Raw genomic sequence first — 16,961 nt, forward strand, 5'->3', positions numbered from 1 at the left:
CCGTGCATGCAATAATTTTCTCTTTTTTATATCAGTTACATGATTATATTATCATTATTATTCATTGATAATTATTTATTTAACCACTTACAAATTAAAATTATGAATGAAAAAAAGACCCTCACCATCATACTGACTGAGGGACCATACCGCTCACAATATGCAAATTTAGCTTATGAACTTGCTATGAGTGCTTTAAATAATGAATATAATATTAATATGTTCTTGTATATGGATGCAACCCATATACCTCGAAGGGGGCAAAATCCCCACTCTTTTCCAAATGTGGGTCATAAATATAAGAAATTGTTAAAAAAAGGTGCGGATATAAGGGTTTGCATTAGATGTGCAACTGCACGAGGCCATGCATGTGATCCCCATTCCCCTTATTTAAAAGGAATTAAAATTACCACAGTTTACGACATCCCGGAATGGGTTTTAAACAGTGACAAGGTAATAAGTCTGGGATAAAAATGAAATCTGCATTAATAATTATTGATAAAGCCCCTTATGGCTATGAAGATGCATTCAGTGGTTTTTATGTGGCTATAGCTTGCCTTAACCGGGATTTAGATGCAGACGTCCTTCTTGTAGGTGACGGTGTTTATGCTGCCATGGAAAGACAGGAATCAGAAGAAAGTATTAAGTTTCCAAATGTAGGCGAGCTCTGTTATTTAATATTTCCAGAAGGAAGTCTTTTTGTGCATGAAAATTCCATGTTAGAGAGAGGGATTAAAGAAAAAGAACTGGTAGAAGCTGCAGAAATAATCAATGATGAGGAACTTTATGAAATTATTAGATCTAAAACAGTTGAAACTGCAGTTATAAAGATTTAACCCACATTTAAGTAATTTATAGGGCTGGAGAGGATAAAAGTGGATATGGAAGAACTAAAATATAATGTTTTTAATGATGGGGCACTGGTTAATGAAGTTACCATTAAAAAGATTAAGCCTTGTGTTGCTTCTGAAGGTAAGATACGTGTTTTAATGCAACTCGATGCTGAGTTAGGGGATGTTATACCTGTTCTTGTATCAAAATATCCTCCAGGCAGAGTAAATTATATTGAAAGAAAAAATGTGATTACCCTGACTATTTTTAAAAGACTTATCACCATTTATCCTTCAGGTAAAATAACCATGAATAAAACCCAGAACAAAGAAGAAGCAGTCAAGGTGATAATCAATATAATGAATGATATAAACAATTGTTACTCTGATTTAAAGAGTGGTGGCTCAGTAAACTATGAAGAATTAAAAGCGAAATTATCAAAAATAGGGCCACTTGCAGTATATACTTGTTTACCTCAAACTAACTGTGAAGAATGTGGAGAAGCTACTTGCATGGCTTTTGCCATGAAATTGCTGTCTGGAGATGCCTTTCTAGAAAAATGCCCCCCTTTAAAAGAAGATTCATGTTCAAAAAATGTGGAATGTCTAGAAGAACTATTAGGAAAGCAATTAATGCAAACTATGGGTTGGAAGACAGATAATTAATAGGAGAATTCAAATAAATGCGGATCGGATTTATATTAACTAAAACTCCATCGGAAGAAGGTTTTTGTACTTTTATAAAATTTATTAAGGTGTATATCGATAAAGAAGATATAAATGTATACTTATTAACCAATGGAGTTTACTGTGCAAAAAGAAAACATTTACATTCTGATCTAATCCAGAAATTGTTAAAAAATTGTCGGATTTTTGCCTATCTACCTGACTTAACTGCCCGGGGAATATCAGAAAACCAGTTGATAAATGGTATTCAAGTGATTGATAGTTATGATGAGATTATAGTAGACATTATGGAAGAGATGGATCAAATTTTAAGTTTTTGAAATGAGAGATGATTATTCTATGCCTAAAATGACTAAATCCAAGAAAATGGTGGGAATTCGGTGCCAATGCCATGACCGCGCTGTAGAAAGAAAAAAATTTCTTCTAAGAAAAACCTACTGCAAAAAATGTGGTAAAATATTTAAAACTAATCGTGAAGTTGATTTATGCTTTGAATGTGAAAAAAAGAGGTATTGAGAAGAAAAATCTCATTTATTATAATAATAACAAGAGACCTCTTCCATAAACTAGTACCATGAGGAAAGCCAGTGTGACTATTATAACCCATGACATGGTTGAAACTATTGGTTTAACCTTCTTTTTAGAAATTTTATATCTTAAAAGTTCCTCGAACATTAATCCTCCATCTAATGGTTTCATTGGGAGCAAATTAAATGTTCCAACCAGAAAATTAAGTGTGAATATCCAGTAAAATATTTGGTTTAAATAGAAAAGGGCTGTTGGAAGAATATTTCCAAATATACTGGAAACATCATTATTTGCCACCATATAATTTTGTGTCCGTATTCCAATATAGAATTTGGTGGCATTATTGGGACTTGTGCCGGTTTTCACAACATAAGTTCCCTGATCTGTTTTTAAAGTCAGTTCATCCCCAGGTTTGGTTTTATTAAGTATTTTCTGATAATCTGTAGAATTTTGTATATTGACTCCATTTATTCCCTCTATAACCATTCCCTCTTTCAGAATGCCTGAGGCAGGACTGGCAGGAACAACACTGGAAATTTGAACCCCTTCAGTATGGAAAGATGAACCAATCGCCGCACCGCTCAGAATAAAAATTAGCAAAGCTATTGCTGCTAAACTCAAATTAAATATTGATCCTGCAGCATAAATTCTAAGCTTGGAAATCCTTTTAGATTTTTTTATCTCTTCTTCATCAGGTTCAACAAAAGCTGCTGGTAAAATAGCAAATAGCATAAGTCCTATGGACTTTATACTGACACCTTCCACTCTTGCCAGTATACCGTGTCCAAATTCATGAATCACTATCACCGTCATTAAAGCAATGATTCCGTATCCTAAAGGAACATAAAACGCAGACCCAGGAACATCAACCCCTGGAAGAAGAACACCCACTTGTGAAGCGGCTTGAGCTGGCTCTAAAAGAGTTCCTAATATGAGAATGAAAGAGTAAAGCATTAATCCCATGAAAAATACTGCTACGGGTATTCCAATAGTCATAAATACCCTCCAAAACCGGGAGTACTTTTGAGCTACATTGTCAATAAAACCCTTCATTCTTGTTGTTTTTCGCCTTAAAATAGGCCCTTGTATTTCAATTTTAAGTTTTTTATGAAATAGTAGTGATATTACCCATATTCCAACGAATAAAATAGCATAAAACCATAAAGCATCCATATATTCACCATTTAAAAAAAATTTCTAAGTTTGAATTTAATTCTTGTATTTTGATATTAATCACATAAATAAGTTTGTTTGAATCTAAGTCAAATCATGTAAACATGTTTTAGAATTCGTATATATAACTAATTTAAGGGTATTTAAACTTTTCCAGAAAATCTATTTTTTTCTGGATTCTGAATTAAAAAATTCGATTTGACTGCATTAAACTTTAAATGAGTCATAAAGCAAAACTTCGCACTCCTCTCCTTCGGGTATTCCCTCCACATTTTCTTTGATGTAAATATATGAGTTGGAATCGACCATGGATCTTATGACTCCTGATCCTTTGGTCATAATAGGATAAACTTTGTTATTATCTGTCTTTGCCCTAATAAAATCTGTGCGCCCTAATGTTGAAGGAATTTTCTTGGCTGCAACTTTTTTTATTCTTTGAGGTTCTCTAGATATATTCTGCATTTTAAGTAAAAAATTTCTAACAAAAATATCGTATTGAACTATGGCTGCCACAGGATATCCTGAAAGCATAAATACTGGTTTTTCATGGATAATCCCATATCCAAAAGGTTTTCCCGGCCTTACTGCAACTCCATGAACAATAACATCACCCAAAGCAGCTACTGCATCTACAACCACATCTCCCTTACTAATAGCAGTTCCTCCAGTAGTTATAACTGCATCAGATTTATTTACTGCATTTTCTAGGTGATTAGACATCAATTCCAGATCATCGCCACAGTGAACCATTTTTGGTGTTGCCAGTGCACTTTCTACCAGTGCTTTTAGAGTATAATGGTTAGAATTTATTATTTGTGCCCCTTCAAGACTGTTTTTGGGTTTTACCAGTTCATTACCAGTGGTTATAACTGTTATAACTGGTTTTTTATATACTTCAATTTTAGCATAACCTGCAGAGGCAATAATCCCCAAGTCTTGAGGCCTTAAAATTCTTCCCCTTTTTAAAACAATTTCACCCTGTTTTATATCTTCACCCTTAACTGAAACATTTTCACCAGGAGTTAGAGTGGCCGCAACTTCTAATTTATTATCAAAAAAGTTAGTGTACTCTTCCATAACAACTGCATCAGCCCCTTCTGGAATAGGGGCGCCTGTTGCAATTTTAACCGCTTCTCTGTGATTAATTTCCATTGAAGATTTTTCACCGGCCCCGATTTGATCGATAACTACAAAATCTGCGGGATTTGTTTCAGAATATCCAAAAGTATTCTCAGCTTTTATGGCATAACCATCCATAGCCGATTTATCAAAAGGAGGAGAGTTATGTATTGATTTTACGTCAACTGCCAATACTCTACTATTGGCATCTTCTAACGATATAATTTCTGTTTTAAATGACATAGAATACTTATTTATCAAATATAAAGCCTTTTTAATTGGTATAAGTTCAGATAAAAACATTTAATCATCTCATGATATTTATTGTATGAAAATTCATAGAAAATATATAATAGACAACTCTGATTGATGTTTAAATAGTATTTTTACAAATATAATATTAAATTTAACCATCAATTTCATTTAATAATCTCTTATTCAAAAAAAATTAAAGAAAAAAATTAAATTCTACTTAAATTGATAAAAACCTGATAATACCTTATATTTTAGTAAAAATGGATAATGTTTAATTATATTAGATAATCATCTAATTAATCTTATTTAATCTAAAAATACCAATTCACTGGGATGTTTATGAAAAAACTGTTATGGTGGTTAATAGCCGGTACCAAAGGTGGAATAAACAGGGCTAGAATTATTAAAGTTTTGCATGAACGGCCTTATAATGCTAATCAATTGTCTGAAAAACTAAATCTAGATTATAAAACAATCAGACATCATTTAAAAGTTCTTATAGACAACAAAGTTATTACTTCAACTGGCGAAAAATATGCCACCATGTATTTCCTATCAGGAAACTTGGAAGAAAATTATGATATTTTTACTGAAATCTGGGAAAAATTAGATAAAAAAAATTAGTGGTGTGAATTATGAAAGTTGCGGGAAAAGGATATCATGGAGGAGCAGGTTTCTCCAATATGGAAATTGCTTATGCATCTGCTCTAGTAAATATTGCAAACATTTGTTTATTAATTGCCCTTTTATACGTATACGGAAGAAGTTATCGCAGATTAAAGTCAAAATTTACCTTAGGACTGCTGCTCTTTGCATTCTTACTACTTCTCCAAAACATGTTCTTCTTAATGTTTTTCTTACTGCAAAGTGGATTTAGAGGGCCGGGTATGGGAATTCCGCTTCTAACCATAAATACCACCCAGTTTATAGCATTATTAATACTTCTAAAGATTACTTGGGAATAAGTGTTAAATATTTCCAAAAGAAGAATCTGGGTTTTATTAGGTAGAGATTTGGGTATAATTCTGGAATAACTATTTTTAAGTAGTAAAATTATGTTTATATCACCCATTATCCAAGGAGGTGATATAAAATGAAGAAAATTGCTTTAATTTGTGCCATGGTCATGGTAATAGGTGCAATACCCGTTTTCGCCATTACCAATGACACAACTAATACAGCCACCAACTCCAATGAAGACAAAAGCACAGTTACTAATAACACTAACACAGACACTAGCTCATCAAACACAGTTTCAACAACGAATAATAAGATATCTCAGTTAAAAAAACAGAATCAATACAGATATAAGAATAAAACCACTGGAACTGCTAAACATAGATATGGACAAGATTCCAATAGAGGTGTAAATTGTTCTAATGCTGATTGTGCTTGTGACCAAGATCAGACCCGAAAACGGGGTAGACTTAGAGATGGATCCTGCCAATCGTAAGTATGGGAACAAATTCTCTCTATTTTTTTTTAAAATAAATGATTTAGAATTAATGCTTCTTTTCTAGATTTAAATGATTTATAAGTTTAAAACCGTCAATTTTAATAATTGAAACCAACAAAAAGATTATATGATGTTTAAAATTGAGCTTGGGAGAAGAAATGATAGAAATTAAATCTTTAAGTAAGCATTTTGGTAGTATAAAAGCTCTGGACAATCTTGATCTTAAAATAAAAAAGGGAGAACTTTTAGGGTTGATAGGACCCAATGGCGCAGGTAAAACAACAGCTATTAGGATTATATCTTGTATTTTAAAACCAGACCATGGCGATGTTCTGGTTGATGGGTGCAGTATTTATAATGATCCTCTAAAAATTAAATCCATGATAGGATACTTACCAGAAGAACCTAATCTTTATGAACGGTTCAAAGCTTATGATTTATTAAAATATTTTGCTGAACTCTACGGAGTACCTAAAGACGAAATCGATCCTCGAATTAAGGAACTCCTGGAACTGGTGGATATGAGTAAAAGGGCCCAGCACAAAATTAACACATTTTCTAAAGGATTGAGGCAGAGAATAGGAATTGCCCGGGCTCTTATTCATGACCCCAAAATCATAATATTCGATGAACCTACCATGGGGCTGGACCCCGCAACTTCTAACACTATTAGAAAATTTATTGGTAGTTTAAAAGGGAAAAAAACCATAATTCTCTGTACACATTATATGGACGAAGCAGAAGCATTATGTGACCGTGTAGCCATATTAAATCAGGGCAAAATACTGGATATTGGGACTCCGGATTATTTGAAATCTAAAATTCATGGCGAAACTATTTTAAATGTAAAAGTTGAAAATGTAGATAAAATTCGACCTGCAGATATAAAAAACTTAGAATCTGTAGAAAATGTAAGGATTATAGGTGACCAAGTAAGTGTATCCCTAAGTTCCAGCGAAGAAATTTGTGATATCGTAGAACTATTCGAAAATAATATATTGTCCGTTAATACTAAAGAACCTACATTAGAAGATGTATTTATTCAAAAAGTTAAATAAACGACCTTTTATATGACTAAAAATCATGTTTGGATTAAATGTATTTTATGATGTAGTATGATAAATGAAATTATTAAAGACTATTCAGTTGTTTAAAGGTTATTTTAATGCGGTTCATGGTTATAACCAAATGGGAGTTCAAAAATACTCTCTCCAGTAAAAAATTTTTAACCATCTTCTTTCTACAAGTATCTGTACTAATTTTAATGATAATCTTCTTTAACAGTTTTATGGGAAGTATAGAACCTGGAAAAAACGTTGCTTTAACACCCTCCCTTTCTGGTTTTGCGTCCATGGATGTGGTAGATAATGAAAATCTTTTTAGGGGCCAATTAAATCCAGATATCTTAAAAATAGAAAGATTAAACTATTCCATAGCATTCAACCGTTTTAATAATAACAAGAGCACTGGGCTTCTTCTAGTTCCATCTGATGCTTTTGAAAAAATAGATAGGCAAGAAACGTTGAATTTAACCCTCCTAATTAATTATAATGACCCAAAACGAAGTGTGATAAAATCAGAAGTGGAAACTACTTCACAAGCACTTTCCAGTATCATTACTAATCAGTGGATAAAAGAAATAAGTTCAGAAAATATCACTCAACCATCGGTGGAACAAAAAGAGCAGGGTGAACCCTTACCTTTGCAGATTATAAGCAAGGTTATGACAGCCATACTACTATTTTTACCTTTGTTTTTATTTGGTAATATGGTTATAGATAGCATTGTAGGAGAAAAAGAGAGAAAAACTGCTGAAATATTGGTGGCAATGCCTATCTCCCATACCAATATAATTTTAGGAAAAAGCTTAGCTGTCATACTCACCATTGCCGTGCAGGTATTCTTGTGGATGGTTATACTTTTAGGTGCTGGTTTTGATATAAGAAATGCATTTCTAGTTTACATCGTTGTTATTCTAACTTCCATCCCTATTATTGGCATAACCTCAATCATTGCCGCTTATTCAAAAAATTATAAAGAAGCAGGAATTGGCATCAGTTTTGTTTATATTGGGGTAGTAGGTTATCTGGTGGTGCCTGCTCTGGCTTATCTTTCTGGATCCGTTCGCGCTGCAAGTATCTCACCTATGACTCTGGTTATGCGGCTTTTTTCCGGTGAGAGTATCAACACCACCGAATTATTAATACCAATCATAATTATTGTTATTGTAAGTTTGCTTTCCTACATCATAACCATCCAATTATTCAAAAGAGATGACGTGGTTTTTGGACCCAGACCGGGTATAATCCACCTAATATTTGAATTTACAGGCATAATAAGTTTAATAAGATTCTTAAAAGGTAAATTTGTTTAGTAGGGTTAATTCCTTAATTTACCTGAAAAAAGCAGTTGAGGATTAAATAAAAATGAAAATACTATCTCTGGCAAAGAAAGAGGCTTTTGATATACTAAATAACAGAATATATTTGCTGGTAGTTTTTGTACAAATATTTATCGTATTAGGTGCCTTTGGATTGGCGGTGGTAAGTTCTATTGCCACAGATCCAGATCTTATGGATCAATTTCAGGTTAACAGTGAATTTAAGGTTGGTTTATCCGATGAATTTAAAAATTCATCCCTTGCCAGTTATCTCAAAGATGAAAATTTAAATTTAATATATTTCGACAGTTCCCAAGAAGCTGCGGCCAAGGTAGGTTCTGAGATTATTGCAACAGTAGATTTAACTACTGCTAGAGAAAATATTTCGGTTCAGATAGATACCACCAGTGTTTTCTACCCTGTGGTATCCCAAAAAATTAATTTAGCCCTGAATAATTACAATAAAGCAGTTAAACTGCAAAAAAGTGGTTTGAATGAAACGGAGATAAAAAAAGTGGAGAATCCTATTCAAATTAGTGAAGTTAAGGTTAACGAAAATGACAAAGCTGATGTTGCCCTAGATAACCCTTACTTTGTGGAGATCATGTATGGATTTATAGTCCCCTTTATTCTTCTTTTACCCTTCTTTTTGGCCAGTAACATTGTTACAGACAGTATTGTTGGTGAAAGAGAACGTAAAACATTTGAAGTTTTACTCATGACCCCTTTAACCAGTTTTATGGTTGTCCTAGGAAAAATTATACCTATACTCTCCTTTTCACTCATCCAAAGTGTTGCTTGGATAATATTGCTTAATTTTCTCCGTGTACCTATCTACAATCCCCTTTTATTATTCATACTCTTATTTTTCATTGGCCTTGGATTCATAGGGATTGGAGTGATATTATCTATGCTTGTAGATAGCACCAAAGAAGCCAATTCAGCAATAACCCTTGTCCTGGTGTTTGCTACATTTATACTTTTTGTCCCGCTTTTTGTTACTATACCCTATTTAGACGTAATTCTAAATATAATACCCACAGTTTTAATCGTAAAAATCGCTTCAAGCCCTTACATAAATCCTGAATTATTATTAGAGTTTATTCCCACCATATTATTGTCACTGATAATATTTTCAGTGGCGGTTAAGTATTTTAAACATGAAAGGACCATAAGACTTTGATTAAAAAATTAAAATATTATTTAATTATTTAAAAATTAAATTTATAAACGTCAAATGAGTTTCTAGTAAAACCATGCCCAGAAATTCCATGAAATAAAAAATGCAGAACATTTGTTTTTTAATATCGCATTCATATAGCTTAATATTTGTTTTTCATTTTCATTGGATTTTATTTGAATTATAGTTTTATTATTTTCTGTTTTCATATCTATAATATCATAGCCCGGGATTTCTATAGTTTTCATAGGTTCAATGACAGTTATTTCGTAATAATCCGTGTTTGTACCAGCTATAAGTATTGAAAATCGAATTATTATGATTAATATTATTATTATAGAGGGTTTTACTAAATCTTTAAATGAAGGAACTTTTTTTATTGAATATACACCCAAAAGTCCTGCCAAACCTATTACTGCAGGAATGGAAAATAAACCACCATCAAAAATTCCTATAATGGCGGTGGTCAATGAAAATGCAAGTATCAAACGATTAATATCCTTTCTTTCGTTTAAAGAAATAATACCAGTTATATATGCTAAAGGAAATAGAATAAATACAATATATGCTAATGGAGAAACGTAAGATATGAGAGATGTTCCAGTATGAATGGAAGGTGGTACATACAATCCCAAATAAGTAACAAGTGCTCCGATCATGGATTTATAAATGTGGCTGTGTACAATCCCAGAAGTGTTTAAAGTGGGATTTAAAGACACAAATGTAGTAAAAATGGAAACACCATACTTTGCCCGAATAAGAATTTCCAATGCCAAACCTATAAGATATGCTATTAAAATAACAATTATAGTTATTTTTAGGTAATTTCTGCTGGAATTACTAAATACAAAACTTGTATTTTTTAATGTTTTCATAATTCTTCCATCAAAATTGAAAAGCGGATAAAATAGGAGCAAAGTACCCATTAAACCGAAAAATAATATAGATTTACCCTGTGATGATCCTTCCAAGAAAGGATGGGTCAGGGAAAGCATTATACTATCCAAAAAATTTGTACTGACAATTAAAATTACAATTACAATCAGCAATAAGCCCAGTATATTCAACTTTTCCAAATGAAAATTATTTAAACGCAAAAATATCACCAAAAACGTATTATATAAAATAATTCTTTAATTGTTCCCATTTATAATTTAAACAACCTATTTTTAATTAAACTATAGTCAATATAGTGGTAAATTAAATTAAATACATCACTACAGAAATTACTGACCCGCACACGATGGGTATCACCAAATTATCGTCTATGGGGCTGTATGCCTCTGCAATTGCACCAAAGAAAGCGCCTAAAAAGGCAGGCAGTAATGGAATTTGCAACAGCGCCCCTAAAAATCCCACTATAAGAAATGCTGTACTTCCTTCTAATGTCTTATATTCATGGTATGGTAATTTAATTTTACCGAATCGCTTGCCAATTAAAGTTGAAGCAGCATCTCCCAGCACCAATATAATTATTGTGGCATTAGCAATATTTAAATTAAAATTAAAAATAACTAATGCCATTAAAACTCCCACAAAAAAATATATGTAGCCTTTTTCATCTTCACTTCTTCTACAACTTCTTAAAACAGTGGAAAAAAAGGGTATATACTTTTTCTTATCAATAAAAGATATTAATTCTCCGGTTAAAACAATTAAGCCACAGATAATAATCAAAATAATAGGGTCAAATACTTTTTCAAGTAGAATAATGAGTATTCCTGAGGCATGGATCAACTGACGCGAAATTTCTTTTCTCATATCTTAAGCCATAAATTTTTCAATAACACCATAATATGAATTTTTAAGCTTTTTTAAACTAATATTTATTGATAAATCTTCGATGATTAATTCGTTTCCACCAACTTTACCTATAATGGCTGCAGGAGCGTTTATTTTGTTTAATATTTCTTTGGATATGTTATTTTTGACAGTAATAATATATCGTGCATGGGACTCTGAGAAAAGCGTTTGGAAATTGTCAACTGTATCTTCCCGAGGCACATCTTTCATATTTACTACTGCCCCAACGTCACCAGAAATGGCCATTTCAGCCAGAGCTACCCCTAAGCCCCCAGCAGAACAATCATGTACTGCAGTTATGTTACCTTTGTTATCTTCACGTATTAAATCAAGTACTGATTTTGTTGAATTGATTTCATCATTTAAACGGACTTTTGGAGGTTTACCCTGAATTAATCCATGAACGGTTTTCTGATATTCCGAGCCATCGAGTTCAGAATAGGTTTTCCCAATAACAATGACAACATCATCATTTTCTTTAAAATCAGATGTTCTTATGTGTTCCTGGTCCATTACACCTGCAACTCCCACAACTGGAGATGGATTCACGGTTACACCCTCTGTTTCATTATAAAAACTAACATTTCCACTTATAACTGGGGTGTTAAAGCATTTAGCTACATCAGCCATGCCTTTTACGCATTCTTTAAACTGCCAGAAAACTTCTGGTTTTTCAGGATTACCAAAGTTTAAGCAGTCCACAATACAGAGTGGTTCTGCCCCCATGGAAACTATATTTCTGATTGCCTCACTCACTGCTCCGGCTCCTCCATGATAAGGGTCTAGCTTGGTGTAAATACTATTACAGTCTGAAGTTAATGCCAGGGCGTTTTCCTCGTCAACCTTTAGCACTGCTGCATCATCTCCCGGTTTGACAATTGATCTTACTTGAACCTCATGATCATATTGACTGTAAACCCACTGTTTACTGGCAATATTCTGTGACGACAAGAGTTTGAGGAGAGACTCTTCAGGTTCAGCATATTCCAGTTCCACATATTCTGTAGATTCATCTGGTTTTCGGGCTTCCCTATGTATTATAGGTGGATCAGCCAAGATTTCGGCAGGTAAATCAGCTATGATTTCTCCTTCTTCTTCCACTACCATCTGTAGGGAATCAGTTACCTCACCAATTACTGCGGCAGGGAGTTCATATTTTTTAAATATTTTCATTATAGGGTCAATGTAATCAGGTTTTATGACAAAAACCATTCGTTCCTGAGATTCTGAAAGCATTATTTCATAAGGAGTCATTCCTTCTTCTCTTAATGGGATTTTAGTTAGTTCTACTTTGGCCCCATTTCCACATTTAGCAGCAAGTTCGGAAATACAGCAAGTTAATCCTCCACCACCTAAATCTTTTACTCCATCTACAGGTATTTTCTCTAAAACTTCCAAAGTGGCTTCTAATACCATTTTCTTCGTGAAAGGATCTCCAATTTGAACTGCAGGCCGGTCTTCAATTTCAGAGGTGGTGGTAAGCTCTTCAGAGGCAAATGTGACTCCGTGAATACCGTCCCTTCCTGTTCTCCCCCCCATCAATACAAATACCGAGCCTACGTTTGGAGCTATTGCCTTTACTAAATCTTTTTTAGGAACTATTCCAGCACACATTACATTTACCAAGGGGTTATACTTGAAATTTTCATCAAATTCCACTTCACCACCAACGGTGGGTATACCCACCCTGTTTCCATAGTCAGAAATTCCTTTTACCACATATTCAAATAAATATCGAGACCTTTGATCCTCCAGCGGACCAAATCTTAGTGAATCAAGAAGTGCAACAGGCATGGCCCCCATAGACATAATATCTCGTAATATACCCCCAATTCCTGTGCCTGCTCCCCCATACGGTTCAATTGCAGACGGATGGTTGTGACTTTCTATTCCTACAGCTAAAGCTAATTCATCAGTTAGTTCTACTATTCCTGCATCATCTCCAGGCCCTAAAATTACTTTTTCGCCTTCTGTAGGGAAATATTTTAAAATGGGACGACTACTTTTATAGGAACAATGCTCTGAAAACATTATATCCAGCATTCCACATTCCAGGGAATTTGGTTCTCTTCCAATTTCTTTTTTTATATATTCCAGTTCTGAATCTGTTAAAGTCATTTTTTTACACCCTTTCTTACAATTAAACCCTTATTATTGAACATGAAACATTTTCAATATATAATTTGAATTAAAAATATTTATTTCTTTTTAATTGAAACAGAGATTTCTTCGTCTTCTATTTCCCATTTTTTATTATAATCCCCTTTATCCTCTGCAAATTCAAATGTTTCTGCTCGAACCTCATGAGATATGAAGTCTTGGAAACCATGGATTAAATCTTTGAAATCAGCGCTGCATTGAATAAAAACATGTATATTTGCTTCTACGTCAAGATCCAGGTCTTTTCGCATGTCCTGGATTCTTCTTATAAGCTCTCGTGACATGGCTTCAGATAAAATTTCGTTTGTAATCGTAGTATTTACAAATACACTTCCTCCATTAAAATCAGCATTTACAATACCATCTGGTAGTTCAGTATCAAATACTATGTCTTCTGGAGTAAGTTCAACTAGTCTATCATCTAATTGTACATTGAATGTTCCTTCTGATTCTAATTCTTCTCTTATTTTATATCCATCAATGCTTTCAAGTTTTTTGGCAACTTTTGGTACATCTCCTCTGAGTTTAGGACCCAATGTTTTCATGTTTGGTTGAGCATTAATTTTAAGATCTTCAAATTCTGTGGAAGTAAGAAGAGTTTTTGTGTTGGCCTGTTCCATTATCACTGTTTTTAAAGCATCAACTGCACTTAAGATATCCTGGTCTTCAGAAACCACTACTATTTCACTTACCGGCCATCTGAGTTTGTAGCGAGCAGTGTCTCTTGCTCGAGCACAGGCCTCTATAACATCCCTGACCACATCCATATTTTGCTCCAGATCTTCGTGGATGAGTTCTTCTTGAACATTCCAATCCAGCATGTGCACGCTTTCTGGAACTCCTTTTTTAACACCTAATACCAGATTTTCGTATATTTCCTCTGTTATATGGGGAATTATGGGGGCCATTAATGTTATCAAACTTTCCAAGACATTGTATAATGTGTAATATGCCCCGAGTTTATCTGGATCTTCTTTTTCTATCCAGGTACGGCCCCTGATAAGGCGCACATACCATCGACTTAGATCCTCTAATATAAAGTTGTTAATGCTCCTGGTGGCTTTATGGAAGTGTAAATCCTCTAAAGATTTGGTCACAATTTTTCCAACAGAATTTATCCGAGAAGTTATCCATTTATCTTCATCCCTAAATTTAAGTTCCTCTTCCTTGTATCTGGTTGGATCAAAGTTATCCAATGCCATGTAAGTTGTAGAAAATACATAAACATTCCATAGGATGTTGAACATTTTACTGACATTTTTTACCTCTTCCCAGTTAAATTTCAGGTCTTCCCATGGTTTATTTCCCCACAAAAGGTAGAATCTTAAGATATCAACCCCGTGTACTTTAATTACTTCTTCTGGTTCTACGACATTTCCCAAAGATTTACTCATCTTTCTACCGTCTTCATCCAAAGTAAATCCATGCATGAGCACTTTTTTGTAGGGAGATTGATTAAATGATACCATTCCACAGCCTAATTGAGAATAAAACCATCCTCTAGTTTGATCATGGCCTTCGGTTATGAAATCGTAGGGATACCATTTTTCAAAGAGTTCTGTTTCCTGAGGGTAATAAAGTGAGGCCCATCCAGCAACCCCTGAGTCAATCCACACATCTAAAACATCAGGAGTACGTTTCATATTCCCTCCACAGCTGCATTCTAACAAAATATCATCTACATGTGGTCGGTGAATAAAATCTCCCTTCAAACTTCCTTCTACAGTCTTTTCTTGAAGTTCGTCTATGGATCCTACTACGTCAATTTCTCCACAATCCTCACATATCCAAATAGGTATGGGTATTCCCCAATATCTCTGCCGAGATATTGTCCAATCCCGTGCATTTTCTATCCAATTTCTGAATCGGCTGTCTCCAGACCATGAAGGTACCCATCTGATATTTTCAAGCTCTTTCAGCATTTTTTCTTTTATATCGGTAATTTTTAAAAACCACTGTTGAGTTGCAAGGTATATGATAGGGGTTTTACACCTCCAACAGAACCCATATCTGTGAGTGATGGTTTCTCTTTTTAGAAGAAGATTCTTAGAATCTAAATCACTCATTATATCATCATCTGCATCTTTAACAAATTTTCCCTGATACTTTCCAGCTTCCGCTTCAAATATACCTGCCTCATCTACCGGACAAAATATGGTCAATCCATATTCTTTACCTATTTCAAAGTCCTCTGGCCCGTGGCCCGGTGCAGTATGAACACAACCAGTACCATCAGTTAAAGTTACGTGTTCTCCAAGGATAATTTTGTGTTGAAACTCTGTCTGTACAGGTATTTCTTTAGTTAATGGATATTTATATTCTAATCCTTCCAAATCTGATCCATTTACTGTTTTAACGATTTTGTAATCATCTTCACCAAAGAGAGTGTCAACCAGTGCTTCAGCCATTAAATAAATTTCACCATCAACTTCAACATATACATAATCAAAATCTGGATGAACAGTCACTGCCATGTTAGCAGGAAGAGTCCACGGCGTTGTGGTCCAAACTAAAATATATTCATTTTCTGCGTTACTTAAAGGAAATTTAACATATATTGATGGATCTTCCTTGTTTTCATAGTCTATCTCAGCTAGAGCCAATGCCGTTTCGCATCGTGGACACCAAGTAATAACTCTAAGGTCATTAATCAGCAAATCTTTCTCATGAGCCTTTTTTAGAGTCCACCAACATGATTCCATGTATTTTGTATCAAAAGTCACATAAGGATTATCCCAATCCATCCATACTCCTAATCTCTTAAATTGTTGGGTCATTATGTCCTTATTTTCCAAGGCAAATTCTTTACATTTCTTGACAAAGTTGTCAATACCAATGGTAGTTTCAATTTCTTTTTTGCGTTTAATACCTAGAATACCTTCAACCTTGTGTTCAATAGGAAGTCCATGGGTGTCCCATCCTGCTTGTCGGCGAATACTAAACCCATTCATGCTTTTGAATCTTAAATATGTGTCCTTTATTATCTTGTTCCAAGCTGTTCCCAGATGTATTCTTCCACTGCAGTAGGGGGGACCATCTAAAAAGGAATATTTAGGTTTGTTTTCCCTCATTTTATTTGTTTTTTGGTAAATTCCATGAGATTCCCAGAAATTCTGTATTTTATCCTCAACTGTATGCGGATTGTATGATTTTTCTGCCTCCCTTAACGGCATTTTTATTCTCCTTATGATTTTTTATTAGAATATGAATTTAGTGTTTAATAATTAGAGTATTATTTCCCATTATATTAATTTTAATATGTGCAATCTATGTAAATATCCTTGTTATTTTTTAATTTAGATGAATATAAGAGCACTATATTAATTTAGAATATTATCATGAATAAATAATTATAAAAAAATATTGATTAAATCTTTGTTGAAGAGAAAA

At 33.7% G+C, this 16,961-nt stretch carries 17 protein-coding genes; 11 read left to right on the forward strand and 6 right to left on the reverse strand.

Annotated features, from left to right (window positions below; translation table 11 throughout):
• Positions 1–102: 102 nt before the first annotated feature.
• Genes CIT01_05165 through CIT01_05185 form a run of 5 tightly spaced genes read left to right on the forward strand, consistent with a single transcriptional unit; the run spans position 103 to position 2,033 of the window.
• Positions 103–471 (forward strand): sulfur reduction protein DsrE, encoded by a 369-nt coding sequence (locus tag CIT01_05165; protein AXV38730.1) that lies wholly within the window; start codon positions 103–105, stop codon positions 469–471.
• A 2-nt stretch (positions 472–473) separates the two neighbouring features.
• Positions 474–836, forward strand: coding sequence for a sulfur reduction protein DsrE (locus CIT01_05170; GenBank protein AXV37628.1), 363 nt, complete (start codon positions 474–476; stop codon positions 834–836).
• A 45-nt stretch (positions 837–881) separates the two neighbouring features.
• Positions 882–1,496, forward strand: a complete 615-nt coding sequence (locus CIT01_05175; protein ID AXV38731.1) for a hypothetical protein — start codon at positions 882–884, stop codon at positions 1,494–1,496.
• Positions 1,497–1,513: 17 nt separating this feature from the next.
• The gene (dsrH, locus tag CIT01_05180) at positions 1,514–1,837 is read left to right on the forward strand and encodes a sulfurtransferase complex subunit TusB (GenBank protein ID AXV37629.1); all 324 of its coding nucleotides are present in this window, start codon (positions 1,514–1,516) and stop codon (positions 1,835–1,837) included.
• Between the two features lies 1 nt (position 1,838).
• Positions 1,839–2,033, forward strand: a complete 195-nt coding sequence (locus CIT01_05185) for a hypothetical protein (protein AXV37630.1) — start codon at positions 1,839–1,841, stop codon at positions 2,031–2,033.
• 18 nt (positions 2,034–2,051) lie between these two features.
• Here the strand turns inward: CIT01_05185 and CIT01_05190 are convergent, their stop codons facing one another.
• Together CIT01_05190 and CIT01_05195 are read right to left on the reverse strand one after the other, a co-directional pair.
• Positions 2,052–3,218 (reverse strand): membrane-associated Zn-dependent protease, encoded by a 1,167-nt coding sequence (locus CIT01_05190; protein ID AXV37631.1) that lies wholly within the window; start codon positions 3,216–3,218, stop codon positions 2,052–2,054.
• Positions 3,219–3,425: 207 nt separating this feature from the next.
• Positions 3,426–4,640, reverse strand: a complete 1,215-nt coding sequence (locus tag CIT01_05195; protein AXV37632.1) for a molybdopterin molybdenumtransferase MoeA — start codon at positions 4,638–4,640, stop codon at positions 3,426–3,428.
• A 291-nt stretch (positions 4,641–4,931) separates the two neighbouring features.
• Between CIT01_05195 and CIT01_05200 the strand changes: the two genes are divergently transcribed.
• From CIT01_05200 to CIT01_05225, 6 genes are all read left to right on the forward strand, one after another.
• Entirely contained in the window at positions 4,932–5,216 is a 285-nt protein-coding gene (locus CIT01_05200) for a transcriptional regulator (GenBank protein ID AXV37633.1), read from the forward strand.
• 59 nt (positions 5,217–5,275) lie between these two features.
• Entirely contained in the window at positions 5,276–5,557 is a 282-nt protein-coding gene (locus CIT01_05205) for a hypothetical protein (GenBank protein ID AXV38732.1), read from the forward strand.
• Positions 5,558–5,685: 128 nt separating this feature from the next.
• The gene (locus CIT01_05210) at positions 5,686–6,045 is read left to right on the forward strand and encodes a hypothetical protein (protein AXV37634.1); all 360 of its coding nucleotides are present in this window, start codon (positions 5,686–5,688) and stop codon (positions 6,043–6,045) included.
• Between the two features lie 161 nt (positions 6,046–6,206).
• Positions 6,207–7,106, forward strand: coding sequence for an ABC transporter ATP-binding protein (locus tag CIT01_05215; GenBank protein ID AXV37635.1), 900 nt, complete (start codon positions 6,207–6,209; stop codon positions 7,104–7,106).
• A 107-nt stretch (positions 7,107–7,213) separates the two neighbouring features.
• On the forward strand, positions 7,214–8,422 hold the full coding sequence (locus CIT01_05220) for an ABC transporter (GenBank protein AXV37636.1): 1,209 nt from the start codon (positions 7,214–7,216) through the stop codon (positions 8,420–8,422).
• Between the two features lie 52 nt (positions 8,423–8,474).
• A complete protein-coding gene (locus CIT01_05225; GenBank protein ID AXV37637.1) occupies positions 8,475–9,611 on the forward strand; it encodes an ABC transporter in 1,137 nt (378 codons plus the stop codon).
• A gap of 62 nt (positions 9,612–9,673) precedes the next feature.
• On the opposite strand, the gene CIT01_05230 is transcribed toward CIT01_05225, so the two are convergent.
• The 4 genes from CIT01_05230 to CIT01_05245 form a co-directional block, all read right to left on the reverse strand.
• A complete protein-coding gene (locus CIT01_05230; protein ID AXV37638.1) occupies positions 9,674–10,705 on the reverse strand; it encodes a hypothetical protein in 1,032 nt (343 codons plus the stop codon).
• A 103-nt stretch (positions 10,706–10,808) separates the two neighbouring features.
• Complete coding sequence (locus tag CIT01_05235; protein AXV37639.1) at positions 10,809–11,369, reverse strand: phosphatidate cytidylyltransferase; 561 nt, start codon at positions 11,367–11,369, stop codon at positions 10,809–10,811.
• Positions 11,370–11,372: 3 nt separating this feature from the next.
• Positions 11,373–13,529, reverse strand: coding sequence for a phosphoribosylformylglycinamidine synthase (locus CIT01_05240; protein AXV37640.1), 2,157 nt, complete (start codon positions 13,527–13,529; stop codon positions 11,373–11,375).
• An 80-nt stretch (positions 13,530–13,609) separates the two neighbouring features.
• On the reverse strand, positions 13,610–16,744 hold the full coding sequence (locus CIT01_05245; protein ID AXV37641.1) for an isoleucine--tRNA ligase: 3,135 nt from the start codon (positions 16,742–16,744) through the stop codon (positions 13,610–13,612).
• Positions 16,745–16,961: the final 217 nt, after the last annotated feature.

It is taken from the genome of Methanobacterium sp. BRmetb2, assembly GCA_003491285.1.
Lineage (GTDB): Archaea > Methanobacteriota > Methanobacteria > Methanobacteriales > Methanobacteriaceae > UBA117.

Excerpts from the sequence above, each read along its gene's own strand:
- CIT01_05165 (AXV38730.1), top strand. The coding sequence starts at position 103 with ATGAATGAAAAAAAGACCCTCACCATCATACTGACTGAGGGACCATAC.
- CIT01_05170 (AXV37628.1), top strand. The coding sequence starts at position 474 with ATGAAATCTGCATTAATAATTATTGATAAAGCCCCTTATGGCTATGAA.
- CIT01_05175 (AXV38731.1), top strand. The coding sequence starts at position 882 with ATGGAAGAACTAAAATATAATGTTTTTAATGATGGGGCACTGGTTAAT.
- dsrH (AXV37629.1), top strand. The coding sequence starts at position 1,514 with ATGCGGATCGGATTTATATTAACTAAAACTCCATCGGAAGAAGGTTTT.
- CIT01_05185 (AXV37630.1), top strand. The coding sequence starts at position 1,839 with ATGAGAGATGATTATTCTATGCCTAAAATGACTAAATCCAAGAAAATG.
- CIT01_05190 (AXV37631.1), bottom strand. The coding sequence starts at position 3,218 with ATGGATGCTTTATGGTTTTATGCTATTTTATTCGTTGGAATATGGGTA.
- CIT01_05195 (AXV37632.1), bottom strand. The coding sequence starts at position 4,640 with ATGTTTTTATCTGAACTTATACCAATTAAAAAGGCTTTATATTTGATA.
- CIT01_05200 (AXV37633.1), top strand. The coding sequence starts at position 4,932 with ATGAAAAAACTGTTATGGTGGTTAATAGCCGGTACCAAAGGTGGAATA.
- CIT01_05205 (AXV38732.1), top strand. The coding sequence starts at position 5,276 with ATGGAAATTGCTTATGCATCTGCTCTAGTAAATATTGCAAACATTTGT.
- CIT01_05210 (AXV37634.1), top strand. The coding sequence starts at position 5,686 with ATGAAGAAAATTGCTTTAATTTGTGCCATGGTCATGGTAATAGGTGCA.
- CIT01_05215 (AXV37635.1), top strand. The coding sequence starts at position 6,207 with ATGATAGAAATTAAATCTTTAAGTAAGCATTTTGGTAGTATAAAAGCT.
- CIT01_05220 (AXV37636.1), top strand. The coding sequence starts at position 7,214 with ATGCGGTTCATGGTTATAACCAAATGGGAGTTCAAAAATACTCTCTCC.
- CIT01_05225 (AXV37637.1), top strand. The coding sequence starts at position 8,475 with ATGAAAATACTATCTCTGGCAAAGAAAGAGGCTTTTGATATACTAAAT.
- CIT01_05235 (AXV37639.1), bottom strand. The coding sequence starts at position 11,369 with ATGAGAAAAGAAATTTCGCGTCAGTTGATCCATGCCTCAGGAATACTC.
- CIT01_05240 (AXV37640.1), bottom strand. The coding sequence starts at position 13,529 with ATGACTTTAACAGATTCAGAACTGGAATATATAAAAAAAGAAATTGGA.
- CIT01_05245 (AXV37641.1), bottom strand. The coding sequence starts at position 16,744 with ATGCCGTTAAGGGAGGCAGAAAAATCATACAATCCGCATACAGTTGAG.